The organism is Mesorhizobium monacense (genome assembly GCF_056781675.1).
Map to the genome: position 1 here is coordinate 5,765,973 of NZ_CM165567.1, position 18,354 is coordinate 5,784,326.

General features: G+C 63.4%; 22 protein-coding genes and 1 pseudogene. 16 read left to right on the plus strand and 7 right to left on the minus strand.

Annotated elements, in window-relative coordinates; translation table 11 throughout:
* Positions 1-2 precede the first annotated feature (2 nt).
* Entirely contained in the window at positions 3-1,064 is a 1,062-nt protein-coding gene (locus AC1RUK_RS27520; RefSeq protein ID WP_481838117.1) for an LLM class flavin-dependent oxidoreductase, read from the plus strand.
* Here AC1RUK_RS27520 and AC1RUK_RS27525 read toward each other — a convergent pair.
* A complete protein-coding gene (locus tag AC1RUK_RS27525; RefSeq protein WP_481840319.1) occupies positions 967-1,584 on the minus strand; it encodes an MmyB family transcriptional regulator in 618 nt (205 codons plus the stop codon). The genes AC1RUK_RS27520 and AC1RUK_RS27525 overlap by 98 nt on opposite strands.
* On the opposite strand from AC1RUK_RS27525, the gene AC1RUK_RS27530 reads away from it, so the two are divergent.
* The gene (locus AC1RUK_RS27530) at positions 1,514-1,693 is read left to right on the plus strand and encodes a hypothetical protein (RefSeq protein WP_481840329.1); all 180 of its coding nucleotides are present in this window, start codon (positions 1,514-1,516) and stop codon (positions 1,691-1,693) included. The two genes, AC1RUK_RS27525 and AC1RUK_RS27530, sit on opposite strands and share 71 nt — an antisense overlap.
* A gap of 77 nt (positions 1,694-1,770) precedes the next feature.
* On the opposite strand, the pseudogene AC1RUK_RS27535 reads toward AC1RUK_RS27530, so the two are convergent.
* Together AC1RUK_RS27535 and AC1RUK_RS27540 are read right to left on the minus strand one after the other, a co-directional pair.
* Positions 1,771-1,932: pseudogene (locus tag AC1RUK_RS27535) on the minus strand (helix-turn-helix domain-containing protein); the annotation flags it as partial.
* Between the two features lie 91 nt (positions 1,933-2,023).
* The gene (locus AC1RUK_RS27540; protein ID WP_481838116.1) at positions 2,024-2,578 is read right to left on the minus strand and encodes a carboxymuconolactone decarboxylase family protein; all 555 of its coding nucleotides are present in this window, start codon (positions 2,576-2,578) and stop codon (positions 2,024-2,026) included.
* A 390-nt stretch (positions 2,579-2,968) separates the two neighbouring features.
* Here AC1RUK_RS27540 and AC1RUK_RS27545 point away from each other — a divergent pair, with 390 nt between their 5' ends.
* The 10 genes from AC1RUK_RS27545 (at position 2,969) to AC1RUK_RS27590 (ending at position 13,011) form a co-directional block, all read left to right on the plus strand.
* Positions 2,969-4,138, plus strand: coding sequence for an AI-2E family transporter (locus AC1RUK_RS27545; protein WP_481838115.1), 1,170 nt, complete (start codon positions 2,969-2,971; stop codon positions 4,136-4,138).
* 81 nt (positions 4,139-4,219) lie between these two features.
* A complete protein-coding gene (locus AC1RUK_RS27550) occupies positions 4,220-5,050 on the plus strand; it encodes an arylamine N-acetyltransferase family protein (protein WP_481838114.1) in 831 nt (276 codons plus the stop codon).
* On the plus strand, positions 5,047-6,048 hold the full coding sequence (locus tag AC1RUK_RS27555) for an LLM class flavin-dependent oxidoreductase (RefSeq protein WP_481838113.1): 1,002 nt from the start codon (positions 5,047-5,049) through the stop codon (positions 6,046-6,048). The genes AC1RUK_RS27550 and AC1RUK_RS27555 overlap by 4 nt, the downstream gene beginning before the upstream one ends.
* Before the next feature lie 82 nt (positions 6,049-6,130).
* On the plus strand, positions 6,131-6,925 hold the full coding sequence (locus tag AC1RUK_RS27560) for an inositol monophosphatase family protein (protein WP_481838112.1): 795 nt from the start codon (positions 6,131-6,133) through the stop codon (positions 6,923-6,925).
* A 264-nt stretch (positions 6,926-7,189) separates the two neighbouring features.
* Positions 7,190-9,106, plus strand: a complete 1,917-nt coding sequence (gene dnaK, locus AC1RUK_RS27565) for a molecular chaperone DnaK (protein ID WP_481838111.1) — start codon at positions 7,190-7,192, stop codon at positions 9,104-9,106.
* A 204-nt stretch (positions 9,107-9,310) separates the two neighbouring features.
* On the plus strand, positions 9,311-10,441 hold the full coding sequence (gene dnaJ, locus AC1RUK_RS27570) for a molecular chaperone DnaJ (RefSeq protein ID WP_436170099.1): 1,131 nt from the start codon (positions 9,311-9,313) through the stop codon (positions 10,439-10,441).
* 165 nt (positions 10,442-10,606) lie between these two features.
* Entirely contained in the window at positions 10,607-11,212 is a 606-nt protein-coding gene (gene pmtA / locus AC1RUK_RS27575) for a phospholipid N-methyltransferase PmtA (RefSeq protein WP_481838110.1), read from the plus strand.
* A gap of 169 nt (positions 11,213-11,381) precedes the next feature.
* Positions 11,382-11,978, plus strand: a complete 597-nt coding sequence (locus AC1RUK_RS27580) for an NADPH-dependent FMN reductase (protein ID WP_481838109.1) — start codon at positions 11,382-11,384, stop codon at positions 11,976-11,978.
* A 17-nt stretch (positions 11,979-11,995) separates the two neighbouring features.
* A complete protein-coding gene (gene pyrF, locus AC1RUK_RS27585) occupies positions 11,996-12,694 on the plus strand; it encodes an orotidine-5'-phosphate decarboxylase (RefSeq protein ID WP_481839378.1) in 699 nt (232 codons plus the stop codon).
* A 29-nt stretch (positions 12,695-12,723) separates the two neighbouring features.
* On the plus strand, positions 12,724-13,011 hold the full coding sequence (locus AC1RUK_RS27590) for a DUF1330 domain-containing protein (protein WP_436170097.1): 288 nt from the start codon (positions 12,724-12,726) through the stop codon (positions 13,009-13,011).
* A gap of 34 nt (positions 13,012-13,045) precedes the next feature.
* On the opposite strand, the gene AC1RUK_RS27595 is transcribed toward AC1RUK_RS27590, so the two are convergent.
* Complete coding sequence (locus AC1RUK_RS27595; RefSeq protein WP_481838108.1) at positions 13,046-13,786, minus strand: GntR family transcriptional regulator; 741 nt, start codon at positions 13,784-13,786, stop codon at positions 13,046-13,048.
* A gap of 99 nt (positions 13,787-13,885) precedes the next feature.
* Between AC1RUK_RS27595 and AC1RUK_RS27600 the strand changes: the two genes are divergently transcribed.
* The 4 genes from AC1RUK_RS27600 to AC1RUK_RS27615 all read left to right on the plus strand — a co-directional run bounded on the left by AC1RUK_RS27600 (position 13,886) and on the right by AC1RUK_RS27615 (position 15,751).
* Entirely contained in the window at positions 13,886-14,446 is a 561-nt protein-coding gene (locus tag AC1RUK_RS27600; protein ID WP_481838107.1) for an autotransporter, read from the plus strand.
* An 87-nt stretch (positions 14,447-14,533) separates the two neighbouring features.
* Entirely contained in the window at positions 14,534-14,854 is a 321-nt protein-coding gene (locus AC1RUK_RS27605) for an ArsR/SmtB family transcription factor (protein ID WP_481838106.1), read from the plus strand.
* Positions 14,851-15,315: an SRPBCC family protein gene (locus AC1RUK_RS27610; protein WP_481838105.1), complete on the plus strand. Its 465-nt coding sequence runs from the start codon at positions 14,851-14,853 to the stop codon at positions 15,313-15,315. Before AC1RUK_RS27605 ends, AC1RUK_RS27610 begins: the two co-directional genes overlap by 4 nt.
* Before the next feature lie 19 nt (positions 15,316-15,334).
* The gene (locus AC1RUK_RS27615; protein WP_436170092.1) at positions 15,335-15,751 is read left to right on the plus strand and encodes a GFA family protein; all 417 of its coding nucleotides are present in this window, start codon (positions 15,335-15,337) and stop codon (positions 15,749-15,751) included.
* Positions 15,752-15,834: 83 nt separating this feature from the next.
* On the opposite strand, the gene AC1RUK_RS27620 is transcribed toward AC1RUK_RS27615, so the two are convergent.
* From AC1RUK_RS27620 to AC1RUK_RS27630, 3 genes are all read right to left on the minus strand, one after another.
* The gene (locus AC1RUK_RS27620; protein WP_481838104.1) at positions 15,835-16,095 is read right to left on the minus strand and encodes a hypothetical protein; all 261 of its coding nucleotides are present in this window, start codon (positions 16,093-16,095) and stop codon (positions 15,835-15,837) included.
* Positions 16,074-17,102 (minus strand): low temperature requirement protein A, encoded by a 1,029-nt coding sequence (locus AC1RUK_RS27625; protein WP_481838103.1) that lies wholly within the window; start codon positions 17,100-17,102, stop codon positions 16,074-16,076. Before AC1RUK_RS27625 ends, AC1RUK_RS27620 begins: the two co-directional genes overlap by 22 nt.
* Positions 17,103-17,216: 114 nt before the next feature.
* A complete protein-coding gene (locus tag AC1RUK_RS27630) occupies positions 17,217-18,284 on the minus strand; it encodes a D-alanine--D-alanine ligase family protein (protein ID WP_481838102.1) in 1,068 nt (355 codons plus the stop codon).
* Positions 18,285-18,354 lie beyond the last annotated feature (70 nt).

Sequence of the window (18,354 nt, forward strand, 5' to 3'; positions counted from 1 at the left end):
CCATGGAACTTGGTCTCTACACTTTCGCCGACGTCAGCCCGGAATCGGGGCCCGGTTCGATCGGGCCGCATGAGCGTCTGCGCAATTTGATCGAGGAGATCGAGTTGGCCGACCAGGTCGGCCTCGATGTGTTCGGGCTGGGCGAGCATCACCGGCCGGACTATGCCGCATCGGCGCCCGTGGTGGCGCTGGCTGCGGCGGCAGAGCGCACCAAGCGCATCAAGCTGACCAGCGCGGTCACCGTTTTGTCCTCGGACGATCCGGTGCGCGTCTTCCAGGAGTTTGCGACGCTCGACCTTCTGTCCGGCGGCCGGGCCGAGATCATGGCCGGGCGCGGCTCGTTCATCGAATCCTTCCCGCTGTTCGGCTACAACCTCGAGGACTATGACGAGCTCTTCGCCGAGAAACTCGACCTTTTGCTGGCCATCCGAGACAGCGTCAAGGTTACCTGGCAGGGCCGGCTGCGGGCGCCGATCAACGGCCGCGGCGTCTATCCGCGTCCCTTCCAGGAAAAACTGCCGATCTGGATCGCGATCGGTGGGACGCCACAGTCTGCCGCCCGCGCGGGCGCGCTCGGCCTGCCCTTGGCGCTCGCCATCATCGGCGGTGAGCCGGCGCGCTTCGCACCGCTGTTCGAGGTCTACCGCGAGGCGGCAAGACGCGCCGGCAACGACCCGGCAAGCCTCGCCACGAGCCTCAACGTGCATGGCTTCATCGCCGAGACGACCGAAAAGGCGGCCGATGATTTCTACGGGCCGCAGGCCGAGGTGATGAACCGCATCGGCCGCGAGCGCGGCTGGGGTCCGACCTCGCGGGCGCACTTCGACCAGTCGCGCGGCCCGAACGGCGCGCTGTTCGTCGGCAATCCCGAACAGGTGGCCGAAAAGATCGTCGCCCAGCACAGGATCTTCGGCAATGACCGTTTCCTGCTGCAGATGGCGATCGGCATCATGCCGCACGACAAGGTCATGAAGGCGATCGAACTCTACGGCACCAAGGTGGCGCCGATCGTGCGCAAGGAAACAGCGAAATCCGCGCCAGCGGTGGCAGCGCCCGTCGCCTGAGCGACGGGCGGCTCGTCCAAGCCCGGCCGTCGCACTCTACCGGTTGCCGGCGGTCCCCATCATCTCCGCATGATGGATCTCGGTCGCCTCGTCCGCCGGGAACATGCACTCGATACGCAGTTCCTGAGCGGCGACGGTTTGGGGCGTGCCCACGGTGGTGACCATCGAAAAGTAGTTGAGAACCCGATCTCCTTTGACGAAACCTAGCGGAATGGTGGGCATGAAGCCGATCGCCACGGGGTTTTTCCATTCGCTTTTCACGTCCGGATAGGCGAGCAGCTCGGCCAGTAGGTCCTTCGTCTTCGGGTCGATGACGCGGCTGATGGATTCGCGATAGACACGTTCGAACAAACTCCTTCGCAACATCGGGCCAATTGGCGACGTACGGGCGCATGCCTAAGGGATCGAACATGAGGTGCAACATGTTACGCGGTCCCCGGCGGGCGGCCATGTCGATGAAGCAGCCAAAGAAGCGCGGTGCGGATTCATTGGTCATGAGCACGTTCCAGTATCGATCCATGACTAAGGCTGGAAATGGCTCGTGCTGTCGCAACATGCGCATCAAGGCATTGGTCACGCTCGTCATCTCGGCGGAGTCCCAGGCGCTCTCGGAAAACATCGGCGCGTAGCCCGCGGCCAGCAGCAATGTGTTGCGGTCGCGCAAGGGGACATCGAATGCCTGGGCGATGGCCATCAAGGTCTGGCGGCCCGGAACGCTGCGGCCGCTTTCGACGAAACTGATCTGCCTTTGCGAAATACCGGTGTCGAGCGACAGATCGAGCTGGCTTCTGCCGCGTAGATCACGCCAGTGGCGCAGGAGCACGCCAAGGTCTGGCGCCATGTTGGTCCTGAGATTCGACGGTGTCATCGATCATATCCTTGCAGCCCGCCTGAGCCATGCGCGGCGACCCGACCGCGCTTGGTGCCCGACATCGCCAATCCATGCGATGTCGTTTGGTTCAGGCCGCCGCGGACCACGCCTGCGGCTGGAAGCGTTCCTCGATCGGCGTGCCGGCCATATTGGTGGTGGTTGCCGCCATGGTGGAAACGCCGACTCCGGTTACCACTTCCAGCACCTGAGCCTTCGAGTAGCCCGCCGACACAAACGCATCGATGTCGGCGTCGGTCACGTTTCCCTTGTTCTCGATCAGCGCCTTTGTCAGCGCCGAGAGTGCCGCATATTTCGGATCTTTCGGCAACCTGCCTTCGCGGATCGCCTCGACTTCGCTTGCAGCAATCCCGTCTTCGATGGCAAACGTCGAATGCGCGGCGACGGTCCAGGGACATTTGATCGTGACCGCATTCGTAAGCAGCAAGACCTGCTTTTCGATCTCGTCGAAGCTGCCACCGTGAAAGCTTCCGAAGGTGCCGACGAAGCCATTGAGGAGAACCGGATTGTTCGCCATCGTCGCTATGGCGTTCGGAAGAAAGCCGAACCTCTCTTCCAGCGCCTTTAGCGCAGGCCTGGACTTTTCCGTCGCCGATTCGATTGTCTGAAGGTTGAATCTTTGCATTGTAACGTCCTCTTCCAAGGTTGCACGCACGCCTTCGCGTTGCACCAAAGCATTGCGATCAATTGGAAACCGCCGTGCATCTTTCGATCCGGTGCTTGCGTCTGGTTTCGCGAAAGTCTGCTCGTATTAGACCCGTCGGCAGCGCGGCCTCAATTACATGCCATGTAATATTGCCGTCGACGCGCCGAGGCCGGCGCGAGACTTCCGAGCTGGTCCAACGCTCAACAGCCACCTGCTTTCCCATTGGGTCTCCGCCACGGTGGCAGCGCCCGCCGCATAAGCCCTTGGCGAGGTCCGCATCGCGGTCATTGCCGGCTAACGGAACCTTGGCGCAGCCAGGGCGTTTCCGCCGATGAACCGCACCGATTGCGGTGCGTTCGAGGGGAAGCGATGAAGGCCGAACCGACCGCTTCGGGCGCTGGTGTTGCCGAAAGCCCGGACCCGCGCGCCGTGGCGCGCGCGGACACGCATCTGATGCGGTCGCTGCTTATCGGCATTTTCATCCTGATGGTCATCTTTGCGCTCTATTTTGCCCGCGCCTTCTTCATGCCGGTTATCCTCGCCTTCCTGCTGGCACTGACGCTGACGCCGATCGTGCGCTTCCTGCGCAAGCACGGCGTGCCCGACGTGTTGTCGGCGACGCTGCTGGTGCTGCTGTCGGTCGTCTTCCTCGCCAGCGCCGGCTATCTCTTGAGCGACCCTGTCATCGACCTCATCAACAACACTTCATCGATCGGCCAGCAGCTCACCGATCGCCTGGCGCAGCTCAAGCGGCCGCTCGAAAGGGTCATGCAGATTGCGCACCAGTTGGAAGGTTTGACCGAGACCTCGCAGGAACCGGGTGTGCAAAAGGTAACCTTCGCGCAGTCGGGCATCCTGTCTTCGGCTGCCGGCAACATCCTGTCGGCGGGCACCAGCATCACCATCGTCTTCGTGCTGTCGCTGTTCCTGCTCGCCTCGGGCACGATGTTCTACGAGAAGATCATCCAGTCCTTTGCCAGCCTTAGCGAAAAGAAGCGGGCGCTGCGTGTCGTCTACGACGTCGAGCGCGAGATCTCTTACTATTTGCTCACGATCACGGTGATCAATTTCGGCCTCGGCACGGTCATCGGCCTCGGCCTGTGGGGACTCGGCGTGCCCAATCCGCTGGTCTGGGGCGCGGCGGCGGCCCTGCTCAACTTCCTGCCCTATGTCGGATCGATGATCACCATACTGCTCGTCACGGTCATCGCGCTGATCAGCTTCGACAGCATCTCCTTCGCGCTGCTGGCGCCCGCCTTCGTGTTGCTGTGCGACCTCGTCGAAGGCCAGTTCGTGACGCCGATGGTGGTCGGCCGGCGGCTGGAGATCAATGCGGTGGCGGTCTTCATCGCCATTGCCTTCTGGTCATGGCTGTGGGGATTCGTCGGCGCGCTGATGGCGGTGCCGCTGCTGGTCGTCATCAAGGTGTTCTGCGACCATTTCGACGGTCTCAGCCATGTCGGCAATTTCCTGGCGGCGCAACACAGCGTCGTCGTCGAGGAGGATCCGGTCGAGGAGACCGACAAGGCCCGGGCATGACCGACAGGCAATTGTTTGCCGCCTGTTTGTCGTCTCGGGGTGGAGTGCCTATATCGACGCGGTCAAGCCGGACTTCCTTCCATGACCGACGCTTCCTTCAACATCGACGCCTATTTCGCCCGCATCGGCTACCGTGGTCGGACAGACGCTTCGCTGGAAGCGCTGACGGCGTTGCATCGGCAGCACCCGCAAGCGATCGCGTTCGAAAACCTCGACCCGTTCCTGGGCAGTCCGGTGAAGCTCGATCTCGCCTCACTGCAGGACAAGATCTTCGCGCGCGGCCGCGGAGGTTATTGTTACGAGCAGAATTTGATCTTCATGCATGCGCTGAAGGCGCTCGGCTTCGAGGCCAGCGGCCTTGCCGCGCGGGTGCTGTGGGGCCAGCCCGACGACACTATTACCGCGCGCAGCCACATGTTGCTGCGTGTCGAGCTCGACGGGCGCACCTATGTTGCCGATGTCGGCTTCGGCGGGCTGACGCTGACGGCGCCGCTGCTGCTCGAACCCGGGCTCGTGCAACAGACCCCGCATGAAGCCTTCCGCATCGTCGAGGCCGGCGACCATTTTCGCCTGCAGGCCGATATCGGCGGCGACTGGCGCACCATCTACCGTTTCGACATGCAGCAGAGCTACGAGGTCGACTACGCGGTCAGCAGCCATTTCCTGTCGACCCATCCGAGTTCGCATTTCCTGTCAACGGTGATCGCGGCGCGCGCCTTGCCCGACCGGCGCTACGCGCTGCGCAACAACCGGCTGTCGACGCATCATCTTGGCGGCCGCACCGAGCAAAGAGAAATCGCGACAGCCGCCGAACTGGCCGACATCCTCGAAAGCCAGCTCGAAATCGTCATCCCTGACCGGGCCGCCTTCGAGGCCAAGGTGCGGGACAAGAAAATCGTGGAGACTCAATGACCGCTCTTTCCGTCCTCGACCTGTCGCCGATCGTCGAAGGCAGCAATGCTTCGCAGTCGCTGGCCAATTCCCTCGACCTCGCCCGCCACGCCGAACGTCTCGGCTACAAGCGCTACTGGCTGGCCGAGCACCACAACATGCCGGGCATCGCCAGCGCCGCCACCGCGGTCGTCATCGCCCATGTCGCGGGCGGCACAAAAACCATCCGCGTCGGCGCCGGCGGCATCATGCTGCCCAACCATTCGCCGCTGGTCATCGCCGAGCAGTTCGGCACGCTGGCGGCGCTTTATCCCGGCCGCATCGATCTCGGCCTTGGCCGCGCGCCCGGAACCGACATGGGAACGGCGCGGGCCTTGCGCCGCAATCTGGAGGCCGGCGCCGACAATTTCCCGCAGGATGTCGTCGAGCTGATGGGCTATTTCCTGCCGGCCGAGGAGGGCCAGCGCCTGCGCGCCGTGCCCGGCGAGGGTCAGCAGGTGCCGATCTGGATCCTCGGCTCCAGCCTCTATGGCGCGCAGCTCGCCGCCATGCTCGGCCTGCCCTATGCGTTCGCCTCGCATTTCGCGCCGGCCGAGCTCGACCATGCGCTAGACATCTACCGCTCGCGCTTCCAGCCGTCGAAACAGCTCGACAAGCCCTATGTCATGCTCGGCCTCAATGTCTTCGCCGCACCTACCGACACTGAGGCGCGGCTGTTGTTCACCTCGCTGCAGCAGGCTTTCGTCAATCTGCGCACGGGACGGCCGGGCCGGCTGCCGCCGCCGGTCGAGGGCTATGAAGCCGGCCTCGATCCGATGGCGAAGACCATGCTTGGCCAGGCGCTGTCCTGCGCCGTCGTCGGCTCGCCGGAAACGGTCCGGCAAGGCATCGACGCCTTCGTGCGCCGCACCGGCGCCGACGAACTGATGGTTACGGCGCAGATCTTCGACCATGCAGCGCGGGTGCGCTCGTTCGAGATGCTGGCCGACGTCCACAAATCGCTGTCGCAAGCGGCCTGAGGCAGCTCGGCGCCTTTTGAGCCTTTTGCGCGCATCTGGCTTTTGCTACTTGCAGAGCGCCCTCTGACGATCGAGCTTTCCCGTGACCAACGACCTTGACGCGCGCATGCGCTTTGCCATCGACCTGGCGCGACGCGCCGGCGAACTCGGCTTGAAATATTTTCGCGACCTCGAGAACCTGACCATCGAGAGCAAGGGCCATCAGGACCTGGTCTCGGATGGCGACCGCGAGGTGGAATTGTTCATTCGCGCGGCAATTGCGGCCGACTACCCGCAGGACGGCATCGTCGGCGAGGAACATGAAGCGGTGGCCGGGTCGACCGGCTATGTCTGGGTGATCGATCCGATCGACGGCACGGCGAATTTCGTGCGCGGCATTCCAGCCTGGTGTGTGGTGATCGCCTGCGCCCGGGATGGCGAGACCGTCGTCGGCGTGATCCATGAACCCTCGACCGGTGAAACCTTCCACGGCCATCGCGGTGGCGGCGCCTTCGTCAATGGCCGGCCAATCAAGGCCAGCCAAGCCTCCAGCCTCAGCGAAGGCTCGGTCGGGACCGGGCTTTCGAACCGGGCGGCGACCGAACATGTCGCCGTGCTCATCCGGCTGATCATGGCGGAGGGCGGCGTCTTCTTCCGCAATGCCTCGGGCGCCCTGATGCTGGCCTATGCCGCTTCCGGCAGGCTGCTCGGCTATGTCGAGGAGCACATGAACGCCTGGGATTGCCTGGCCGGCATGCTCCTGGTGGAGGAAGCTGGCGGCACGGTTCTCAAGCCCGATCCGACGACCGTGCTGCGGGATGGGACGCTGGTGATTGCATCCGGAACAGCGATCTACCCCAAGTTGCAGACACTCTGCTCCGAGGCTTTTAGGCCGTGACCCGGCTGTAATGTTTCTTGATTTTGCGCCTGGCGCCCGGCGCGGACCACGGGCGGCGACAATTGGTCCGCTGCCTGCCCACCGGTATGATGGTGGAAGCCTTGCGCAGAATGCTTGCGCGCCGTGCAGCCTGTTCTTATATACGCGCCAAGCCGTTCGGCGCCGGAACGCCGGTTGCCGGAACGGAATTTCTTGTGAACAGGGGCTTTCGTCGGAACGCCTTCACGGGTCCTGAGAGCCTGCTTAGCGGAGAGAACCAGAACAATGGCAAAAGTAATCGGTATCGATCTTGGAACGACCAACTCCTGTATCGCCATCATGGATGGCAAGGAGCCGAAGGTCATCGAGAATGCGGAAGGCGCGCGTACGACCCCTTCCATCGTCGCCATCAGCGGCGACAGCGAGCGCCTCGTCGGCCAGCCGGCCAAGCGCCAGGCGGTCACCAATCCTGAAAACACCATCTTCGCGGTCAAGCGCCTGATCGGCCGCCGCTATGACGATCCGGTCACGGAGAAGGACAAGAAGCTTGTCCCCTACAAGATCGTCAAGGGCGACAATGGCGATGCCTGGGTCGAGGCCGGCGGCAAGAAACAGTCGCCCTCGCAGATCTCGGCCATGATCCTGCAGAAGATGAAGGAAACGGCGGAAGCCTATCTCGGCGAGAAAGTCGAGAAGGCGGTCATCACCGTTCCGGCCTACTTCAACGACGCCCAGCGCCAGGCGACCAAGGACGCCGGCAAGATCGCCGGCCTCGAAGTGCTGCGCATCATCAACGAGCCGACTGCGGCAGCGCTTGCCTACGGCCTCGACAAGAAGGATGGCAAGACCATCGCCGTCTATGACCTTGGCGGCGGCACGTTCGACATTTCGGTGCTCGAGATCGGCGACGGCGTGTTCGAGGTGAAGTCGACCAATGGCGACACCTTCCTCGGCGGCGAGGATTTCGACATGCGCCTGGTCGAATACCTGGCGACCGAGTTCAAGAAGGAACAGGGCATCGACCTGAAGAACGACAAGCTCGCTTTGCAGCGCCTCAAGGAGGCGGCTGAAAAGGCCAAGATCGAGCTGTCGTCGACGACCCAGACCGAGATCAACCTGCCCTTCATCACCGCTGATGCGACCGGACCGAAGCACCTGACGCTGAAGCTGACCCGCGCCAAGTTCGAAAGCCTGGTCGAGGATCTCGTCCAGCGCACGATCGACCCCTGCAAGGCAGCGCTCAAGGATGCCGGCCTGAAAGCCGGCGAGATCGACGAAGTGGTCCTGGTCGGCGGCATGACCCGCATGCCCAAGATCCAGGAGATCGTGAAGCAGTTCTTCGGCAAGGAGCCGCACAAGGGCGTCAACCCGGACGAGGTCGTGGCCCTTGGCGCCGCCATCCAGGCCGGCGTGCTGCAGGGCGACGTCAAGGACGTGCTGTTGCTCGACGTGACGCCGCTTTCGCTCGGCATCGAGACGCTGGGCGGCGTGTTCACCCGCCTGATCGAGCGTAACACGACGATCCCGACCAAGAAGAGCCAGGTGTTCTCGACGGCCGAGGATTCGCAGTCGGCGGTGACCATCCGCGTCTTCCAGGGCGAGCGCGAAATGGCGGCCGACAACAAGATGCTCGGCCAGTTCGATCTCGTCGGCATTCCGCCGGCACCGCGCGGCGTGCCGCAGATCGAGGTCACCTTCGACATCGACGCCAACGGCATCGTCAACGTCTCGGCCAAGGACAAGGGCACCGGCAAGGAGCACCAGATCCGCATCCAGGCGTCTGGAGGCCTTTCGGACGCCGACATCGAGAAGATGGTGAAGGACGCCGAGGCCAACGCCGAGAGCGACAAGAAGCGGCGTGCGCTGGTCGAGGCCCGCAACCAGGCCGAAGCGCTGGTGCATTCGTCGGAGAAGTCGCTGAAGGAATATGGCGACAAGGTCTCTGAGGCCGACCGTACGGCGATTGCCGATGCGATCGCGGCGCTGAAGACGGCGGCCGAAGGCGACGACGCGGCGGAGATCGAGGCCAAGTCGCAGGCGCTTGCCGAAGTCTCGATGAAGCTCGGACAGGCCATGTACGAGGCTTCGCAGAAGGAAGCCGCGGAGGCCGACGCCAAGGCGGACGCCGCCAAGGACTCGGATGTGGTCGACGCCGATTTCGAGGAAATCGACGAGGACGACGACAAGAAGAAGTCGGCCTGAGCCGTCCGACGGCAGATAAGGCGAAACAGCCCGGCGCAAGGCCGGGCTTTTTTGCAACCTTCGCCGAAAAAGTGACGGAAAAACACGGGCTGCCCCCAAGTCGGCACTGGCATCCGGGCAGCATCGCTCCTAAATCGAAGCAACATGCCGGCAAACGACGCAAAGTATGCATCAAGACGTTGAGCATCCGGACAGCGGGAAAAGATGAAAGCTGATTTCTACGAAACGCTGGGCGTGCAAAAGGGGGCCGACGAGAAGGAGCTCAAGAGCGCTTTCCGCAAGCTCGCCATGCAGTTCCATCCCGACCGCAATCCAGGCGATCATGCCTGCGAACACAAATTCAAGGAAATCAACGAAGCCTATGAGACGCTGAAGGACCCGCAGAAGCGCGCGGCGTATGACCGTTTCGGCCACGCCGCCTTCGAACAGGGCGGCATGAATGGCGGCGCGCAAGGCTTCGGCGCCGGCGGCTTCGCCGATATCTTCGAGGATATTTTCGGCGACATGATGGGCGGCCGCCAGCGCCGCTCGTCGGGCGGTCGCGAGCGCGGCGCCGATCTGCGCTACAATATGGAAATCTCGCTGGAAGAGGCCTTTTCCGGCAAGACCGCGCAGATCCGCGTGCCGGCCTCCATCTCGTGTGCGGAATGCTCCGGCAGCGGCGCCAAGCCCGGCACCCAGCCTGTCACCTGCGCCATGTGCAACGGCCACGGCAAGGTACGGGCCACGCAAGGCTTCTTCTCGATCGAGCGCACCTGCCCGCAATGCCAGGGCCGTGGCCAGACGATCAAGGACCCATGCCCGAAATGCGCCGGCCAGGGCCGCGTCACCGAGGAGCGCTCGCTGTCGGTCAACATTCCAGCCGGGATCGAGGATGGAACCCGCATCCGGCTTGCCAATGAGGGCGAGGCCGGCCTGCGCGGCGGCCCGTCGGGTGATCTCTACATCTTCCTGGCGGTCAAGCCGCATGAATTCTTCCAGCGCGACGGCGCCGATCTCTACTGCAAGGTGCCGATCTCGATGACAACGGCAGCGCTTGGCGGCTCGTTCGAGGTGACGACGCTGGACGGCACCCAGACCAAGGTGAAGGTGCCGGAAGGCACCCAGAACGGCCGCCAGTTCCGGCTCAGGGGCAAGGGCATGCCGGTGTTGCGCCAGCCCAATGTCGGCGACCTCTACATCCAGACCGCGGTCGAGACGCCGCAGAACCTGTCGCGCCGCCAGCGCGAGCTGCTGGAGGAGTTCGAGCAGCTGTCGTCACAGGATAATTCGCCCCAGTCGAGCGGCTTTTTCGCCCGCATGAAGGACTTCTTCGAGTCCTTCGGCGATCGCTGATGCCCTTTGCTTCATTGTCGCTATCCCAAAACCGCTACGCACTTTTGGGCGACATGCACCGCGACGCTTCCCAAGCGTCATCAACACCTTATGCCGGCTCGAGCCTTGTCTTGAAACCCGTAGCTGCTAAGTAGCGTTTCGGGGGAGCCGTTGAGGAGAGCTCGCATGGCACGTGGACCCGGATTGCGCAAGTCGCTGGCGGAGAAGTTCGACGACGAGCTGAAATTCTTCAAGGGCTGGATCGACAAGCCGAAGGCGGTCGGCTCCATCGTGCCGACCAGCTCCATCACCGCCCGCAAGATGGCGTCCATCGTCAACCCGAAATCCGGCCTGCCGGTGCTCGAAGTCGGACCCGGCACCGGCGTCATCACCCGCGCCATCCTGGCGCTCGGCGTGAAACCCGAAAATCTCTATGCCGTCGAATATTCGACCGATTTCGTGCGCCATCTGCGCCAGCTCTATCCGGGCGTCAACGTCATCGAAGGCGACGCCTTCAATCTCAACGCGACGCTCGGCGACAAGCGCGACATGATGTTCGATTCCGTCGTCTCCGGCGTGCCGCTGCTCAACTTCCCGGTCGCGCAGCGCATCGCCTATATCGAAAGCCTGCTCGACCGCATCCCGGCAGGCAGGCCGATCGTGCAGCTGACCTATGGCCCGCTGTCGCCGATCCCGCCCGGCCGCGGCGACTACACGGTCAAGCATTTCGACTTCATCATCCGCAACATCCCGCCGACGCAGCTATGGATCTACCGGCGCGAGGCACATTAGGGTATGCCGATATTCAGGTGAGGCCGGCCTGCAAATGGCAGCTTCCTGCGCTTCCGGTGCTCGCGTACTTTGAGTGCGCTCCGCTCAGGTTCTCGGACCCCACCATTTTCGACTCGGCCTGACTTGAATCTCAACACACCCTGAAGCGGTCCGCTTCCCCCGGATGCCAATGGCAGTGATCCCGAAAATCCTCGTCTTCGCCGGCTCGGTCCGGTCGGGCGCGTTCAGCGGCAGGACCGCCGATGTGGCGCAGAAAGAGCTGGCCGTGCAGGGCGCCGAGGTGACCCGCATCTCGCTCGGCGACTATCCGCTGCCGATCATGGACGAGGACCTGGAAACGCAAAAAGGTATCCCTGAAAACGCCCTGAAGCTCGGCCGGCTGATCGCCGCGCATGACGGGCTGCTGATCGCGACGCCGGAATACAATGGTTCGCTGCCGCCGCTGCTCAAGAACAGCATCGACTGGGTGAGCCGGATACGCAGGGATGGTGGCCGCTCTTTCCGACCTTTCCCCGGCAAGCCGGCCGGCCTGTGTTCCTCCTCCGACGGCAAGTTCGCCGGCATACGCTGCATCAACCATCTGCGCGCCGTGCTGGTGCGCTGCCAGATGGAGGTGGTAACACCGGAATGCTCGGTGTCGGGCGCCAGCGAGGCCTTCGGCGACGATGGACATTTCAGGGATGAGAGACTACGCCAATCGATGGAGCGCCTATGCCGCACACTGATCGAAACCTCGCGCATGCTGTCCACCCGGATCGAGGCGTGATCGACGCCGAGGATGCCATGCACGCCGAGACGATGCGAGACAGGCTGATCGTCGGCCTCGACCTGCCGACGCTGCGCGAGGCCGAGCAGGCGGTGCGCGAGCTCGACGGCGTCGTCTCCTTCTACAAGATCGGCTACCAGCTCGCCTTCGCCGGCGGGCTCGATTTCGCCCGTGAGCTCGCCAGCGGGGGCAAGAAGATCTTCCTCGACATGAAGCTGCTCGACATCGACAACACGGTGGCAAAGGGCGTCGAGAACATCGCCAAGATGGGCATGACCATGCTGACCATCCATGCCTATCCCAAGGCGATGCGGGCGGCCGTGGAAGCCGCCAGGGGCAGCGAGCTTTGCCTGCTCGCGGTCAGCGTGCTGACCTCTATGGACGAACAGGATGTGATCGACGCCGGCTACGAATACGACCCGCACACGCTGGTGCTGCGCCGCTCCGAACAGGCGCTGCATGCCGGCATGGGCGGCGTCGTCTGTTCCGCCGAGGAGGCGGAAGCGGTGCGCCGGATCGTCGGCCCCGGCATGGCCGTGGTGACGCCGGGGATACGGCCGAAGGGCAGCGACCATGGCGACCAGAAGCGCGTCGTGACGCCGGCGCAGGCGATCCGCAACGGCTCCAGCCACCTCGTTGTCGGGCGGCCGATCGTCGGCGCCGCCGACAGGCGAGCGGTCGCAGAAGCGATCCTCGACGAAATGCGCTCGGCGTAACAGACAAGGACCAATTCGGGAGAAGACGAATGCCGAAAGGATACTGGGTCGCCCGCGTCGATGTGCGTGACGCGGAAGGCTACAAGGACTATGTCGCCGCCGCCAAGCCGGCCTTCGAGCGGTTCGGCGCGACATTCCTGGCGCGCGGCGGCGAGCATGAAAAGGCGGAAGGCCCCGGTCGCGCACGCAACGTGATCATCGAGTTTCCGTCACTTGCCGCGGCGCACGATTGCTACCACTCGCCGGAATATCAGCGCGCCGTCGCGATCCGGCAGAAGGTGGCCGATGGCGAGATCGTGCTGGTCGAAGGGGTCTGAAGCCTATCCCGGTGACCACCAGAGCTGGCAGCGTTCAGACGAAGTCCTGAAGGTTCACGTCCCGCAGTTTCGCCCCGCCAAGCAGAGCCCCGACCAGTTGGTGCTTGAGGGCGAGGCATTGCGAACGGGCAAGTTTCACGATTGCGGGGACGTCGCTCTTCTCGCAGGCCTGCAGCAACTGCTTCTGCTGTTCGATGATCAGCTGCATGAAATCGCGTGACTTGAAGCCGAGGTGGAGCGCCCGTTCCGACTGATCGAGAATTTGGCTGAGCAGCTGAGCCAGCCGCAGGTTCCCGGAAAGCTCGGCAATCGCCAGGCGGAAGGCACGGTCGGCCGCCAGGAATGCAACAGGGCTGCGCAACGTCTCGGGCTTGAGCACCTTTCTGGCCGCCAGCCTGATCTCATCCAGTCCGCGTTCGGTGATGCCTGAAGTGGCAACCCTGAACACTTCGGGCTCGATCAGGCTGCGGACGTCGAAGATCTCGTTGACGTCGCGCAAGGTCAGCGTCGTGATGACATAGCCACGGCGCGGCTCGCTCCTGACCAGTCCTTCCTGCATGAGGCGGGCGAGCGCCGAGCGGATCGTCGCCTTCTTGATCCCGTAGCGAGCCTCGATCTGCTTCTCGGTCAACGCTTCACCGGGCGACAGGACGCAAGCGACAATATCGCTCTTCAATTGTTCGTAGGCCTGTTCGCTGCGCAGCACGTCCGCTGTCGATAGCGCTGTTGGCCCGTCTGCGGGCGCCATCGACGGCGTCAATTTCGTCGATTTCATAATTCTCTCGCTTTGGCCCCGGTTGACGTTGGCATCGGCATTGGCTAGCGTTGATCGTCTTAGATACGATCTCTGAGCATCTCACATTGGAGTTGTGGAATGCCTCTATCCGCTGACTCTCCTCTCTACCCTGCCATCAAAGATATCGTCAACGCGGCGGCGGGTCCCGATCCCTTCGGACAGGTCAAAGCCGTGCTCAGCGACTATACCAGTCGCTTCCACGCGCTCGGTGGCCTCGTTCACGAAGAGGACGACGACGAGCTGTTGCTGCACGCAAGCCCGAACCTGACGATCTATCACATCACGCTCTCGCCTGGCGTGCAGTATCCGCCGCACAACCACCTGATGGATGCGTTGATCGGCATTTACAGCGGCAGCGAGACGAATTTCATCTACCCGCTCGCCGGCGATCAGGTCGATGAGCCGGAGCGGCAGGATTTTTTGGCGCCCGCGGTGGTGCACATGTCGTCCAGCACCATTCACTCGGTCGCGAATGCGGGCAGCGCCCGTTCCGGGGCCATGCATGTCTATCTGGGTGACCTGCCAGGGACCAGCCGGCAGCTATGGAGCCTGGCCGACAACCGGCCGGAGCCGTTTGACAACAACCGATACATGGCTGGCGCGCGACCCATCCGGCAATCGACGTCCAGGTCCGAATAACCTCATCGAACAATTGCAAGGCCGTACGATCGGCGATTGACATGCAGGTATTTACCTGCATATTAGCCTTATAACAGAGTGAGGCCGATGGACGCCGACAAGGTTTTCAAAGCACTGGGCGACCCGACACGCAGAAAGCTGCTTGACCTTCTGTGCGAGCAGAACGGGCAGACGCTCGGCCAGCTTTGCGAAAACCTGGAGATGGCAAGGCAATCCGCCACCCAGCACCTCGACCTGCTGGAGGCGGCCAACCTGGTGAGCACGGTCAAGCGCGGCCGGGAAAAGCTGCACTTCATCAACCCCGTGCCGCTGCACGACATCTACGAGCGGTGGGTGCGAAAATTCGAACGGCAGCGGCTCAGCCTGCTGCACGACCTGAAGCAAGAACTCGAAGGAGATGACCAATGACCAGTGAGACGACCAGTTTTGTCTATGTGACCTACATCCGCTCGACGCCGCAAAAAGTGTTCGAGGCCATAACCAGGCCCGATATCGCCAGGCGCTACTGGGGCCACGAGAACGTCTCCGACTGGAAGGCGGGATCGAAATGGGAACATATCCGCGCCAATGACGAGCGCACCGTCGAACTCGTCGGCAAGGTCGTCGAAATCTCGCCACCGACCCGTCTCGTGATGACCTGGGCGAACGCCTCGCAGGCCGACGACCCGTCGAAATACAGCCGGGTGACGTTCGGCATCGAGGAATACGACACCATGGTGCGGCTGACCGTCACCCACGACGAGCTCGAAGCCGGCAGCGGCATGGCGAAAGGCATCAGCCAGGGCTGGCCGGCGGTGCTGTCCAGCATGAAATCCTTCCTCGAAACCGGCAGCGGCATCGACCTTTTCGCCAAGCCCAAATCGGCCTGATCCCAGCGGGAGAGTGACAATGACCAAGCGTTATAGCGGCGGATGCGCATGCGGCGCGATCCGCTATGAAACAAGCGGCGAGCCCATCTTCCAGAACCACTGCCAATGCCTCGATTGCCAGAAGCGCAGCGGCACTGGTCACGGATCCTATCTGACCTTCGGCCGGCGCGCCGATATGGCAATTACCGGCGAGGCGAGCACCTGGCACGTGGCGGGCGCCAGCGGCAACGAAAAGGTGCATGCCTTCTGCCCAACCTGTGGAACGCCGGTCTATCTGACATTCGTCGCGATGCCGGAGCTGATAGCAATTCACGCGACCAGCCTCGATAACCCCGGCGATTTCGAGCCGCAGGCGGTGACCTACACGATCCGCGGCCATGGCTGGGACATTATGGATCCGTCATTGCGGGCATTCGAGCGAATGCTGCACGGATAGTTCCTCTGGAGGCCATCCGGCTAGAGCAATTCCAAAAGAAGTGTGAAACGGTTTTCCGTCCGGAATTGCGTCAAAACAATGAGTTAGGGCCGTGTCGAGTGCTCGCCGCTTGCGAGCGCTTCCGCCTGATGGCGGTGTCCGAGCGCTTCGTAGCCGACGACAGTCACGGCCGGCGCCAGCATCAGAATGATCAGGCAGACCGCCATGTCGACGCCGCCAAGCGCGGAGAGAATGGCAAGTGCGACGACGGCCGCGGTCGCAAGCAGCAGCCAGACGTGCAGGAGATCGAAGCGCGGAACGAGATAGTAGTAGAGCGCATAGATCAGCCCCAGGAAAACACCCACGGGAACAGCGGCCGTAAGCAGCGTCGCGAGCGGACCGATGTGAGCCTTGTGCTCGATGAATAGGCCGCGACGTGGAGGCCGGCGCCGGTCGCCACGATGGCGGTCACAATCAGCATCTGACCATAACCCCAGACGAATGCGCGATCGCGGTGGGCGTGAAGCGTCCGGGCTGAAGGCAGTATGTAATAGACCCACCACATGCCGAAGGTCAGCCCGGTGCCGGCGATGCAAACCAATGCCGCATCCATGGTCCAGCCCTGTTCCTCGACCACGGCCGACAGCGACGCGAGTGTGCCGACGACCCCCTCGCCCAGCGCGATGATGGCGAACAGGCTGTGACGCTCGGCAATATGATGGGCATGCCAGGGCGTGCCGCCATCCTTGCGTTCGGCGACCACCGGCCGCGCCAATTCGACCAATGCGAGGACGCAGGCGAGTATGAGGCTGACGCCGACCGAGAAATCGGCGAGGATCTGCACCACCCAGCCGACCTGGGCCACCGAGATGGCTGTGGCGTAGGTCAGGCAGGCCCGGCGCCGATCAGGGTCCTGTCGGGCAGCGCGCAGCCATTGGAACACCATGGCCAAGCGCATGATCACGTAGCCCAGCACCATGACCGAATTGTCGAGGTGCTCGCCATGCTCGATCGAGGCGAACATGCGCGGCAGGCCGATTGCCAGCACCAGCACACCAATCATCTGCACCATGGTGACAAGGCGGAAAATCCAGTCATCGGTGTCGTAGGCCGAGGAGAACCATGAGAAATTGACCCAGGCCCAGCAGATGGCGAAGCTTGCGAAGCCGAAGCCCAGCAGGGCCGCCGCATAGTGGCCCTCAGCCAGCGCATGCGCGAGCTGGGATGAGGCAAGGCCGAAAGCTGTTACGAAAGTAAGGTCGAACAGAAGTTCGAGCGGGGTTGCGACGCGATGCTCCTCATGCGGATGGCGTCCAGCCATGCGCCTGACATGATGGTGGAGCGTCTCGGAACTGACGGGCGTGGTGTTCATCGCGCGGTCTTCGTTGGGCCTCGCCGACCGACACTAGAGGCATGACAGAAAGCGTCAAGGCGCGCAGCCGACTGCACGCGGCCAAAGGCCAGCGGGTTTGTAGCCTCGCGCCGTTCAAACGGCCTGGGCAGGCAGCCGGCTCACCGCCGTCTCGGCCATGGCATCCGCCAGGCTCAAGCCCCATTGCTGGCGGCAATAGTCGCGGAAGTCGAAGCAGGGCAGGCCGGGACAGACCTCGAACTCGATCAGGTGAACGCGGTCGTTGGCCTCGATCCTGAAATCGATGGAAAACACGTCTTTCAGGCCAAGCCCGGCGATCAGCCTTTGCGCGATCGCGCGGATCGCCCGATCTGCCGCCGGCTGGCTGGCGGCGACCGGCGCCAACTCCGGCTCAACATAGGCCCCCGCCGCCCTTGCGGCCTGGCCGGTGTCACCATAGAGAGCGAGGCTGTCCGCCATGGTCTGGAAGTCGCCGACGGAATCGACAAAGGCGATACCGAGCGCCTCGACGCCGGTGTCCGGCTTCAGGCCAAGGAAGCTGGCGCGCCCATTGCGGCCGGAGACATAGGGCTGGACGACGACATCGTCGCGATAGGCGGCAAAAACACGCCGGCTAAGCTCCAGCGCGTGGCCGAGATCGTGGCAGCGGGACTCCGGCCAGATGCCGATCTTGGCGCCGAGCCGGTTCGGCTTGACGAACCAGCCGGCCGCCGAGGCCGGCGGCTCGACCAGCCAGCTTCCGTCGCGCGCAAGTCCGGCCTGCGGCACCGGCAGGCCGAGCGCGCCGAGCACGGCGCCGGAGCGAAACTTGTCCTGGCAGAGCGCGAACAGCGCGTCGTCGGCGCCGATCGTCCCCAGGCCGTTCAGCCGCGCCTGTGTAGGGGCGGCGCCGCCGCGAAAATAGGCGATGCCGTCTGTCAGCGTCCATACCAGCGTCGTGCCCGGATCGGCTCCGGAGAGCACACCTGTCGCATCGTCGAGCGCCACCGGCACGAAGCCGAGGCCACGTTTGTCGCAGGCGGCGGCAAGCGCATCGAATTCGCGGGCGAGATCGGTCGACTGCGCCAGATAGGACGAAATCTCGGCGGCGCGTTCCGGCGCATGACCATCGGCGACCAGCCGGTCAAAACAGGCTTGTTCCGGCTCGTAGACAAGGATCAGTTTTGGTTGGCGGCTCGACATTGATCAACGCTCCCGGCAATGCGCCCACCTTCGCATGGCGCCTGCCATCGGCTTTCGCGAAACCGACCGC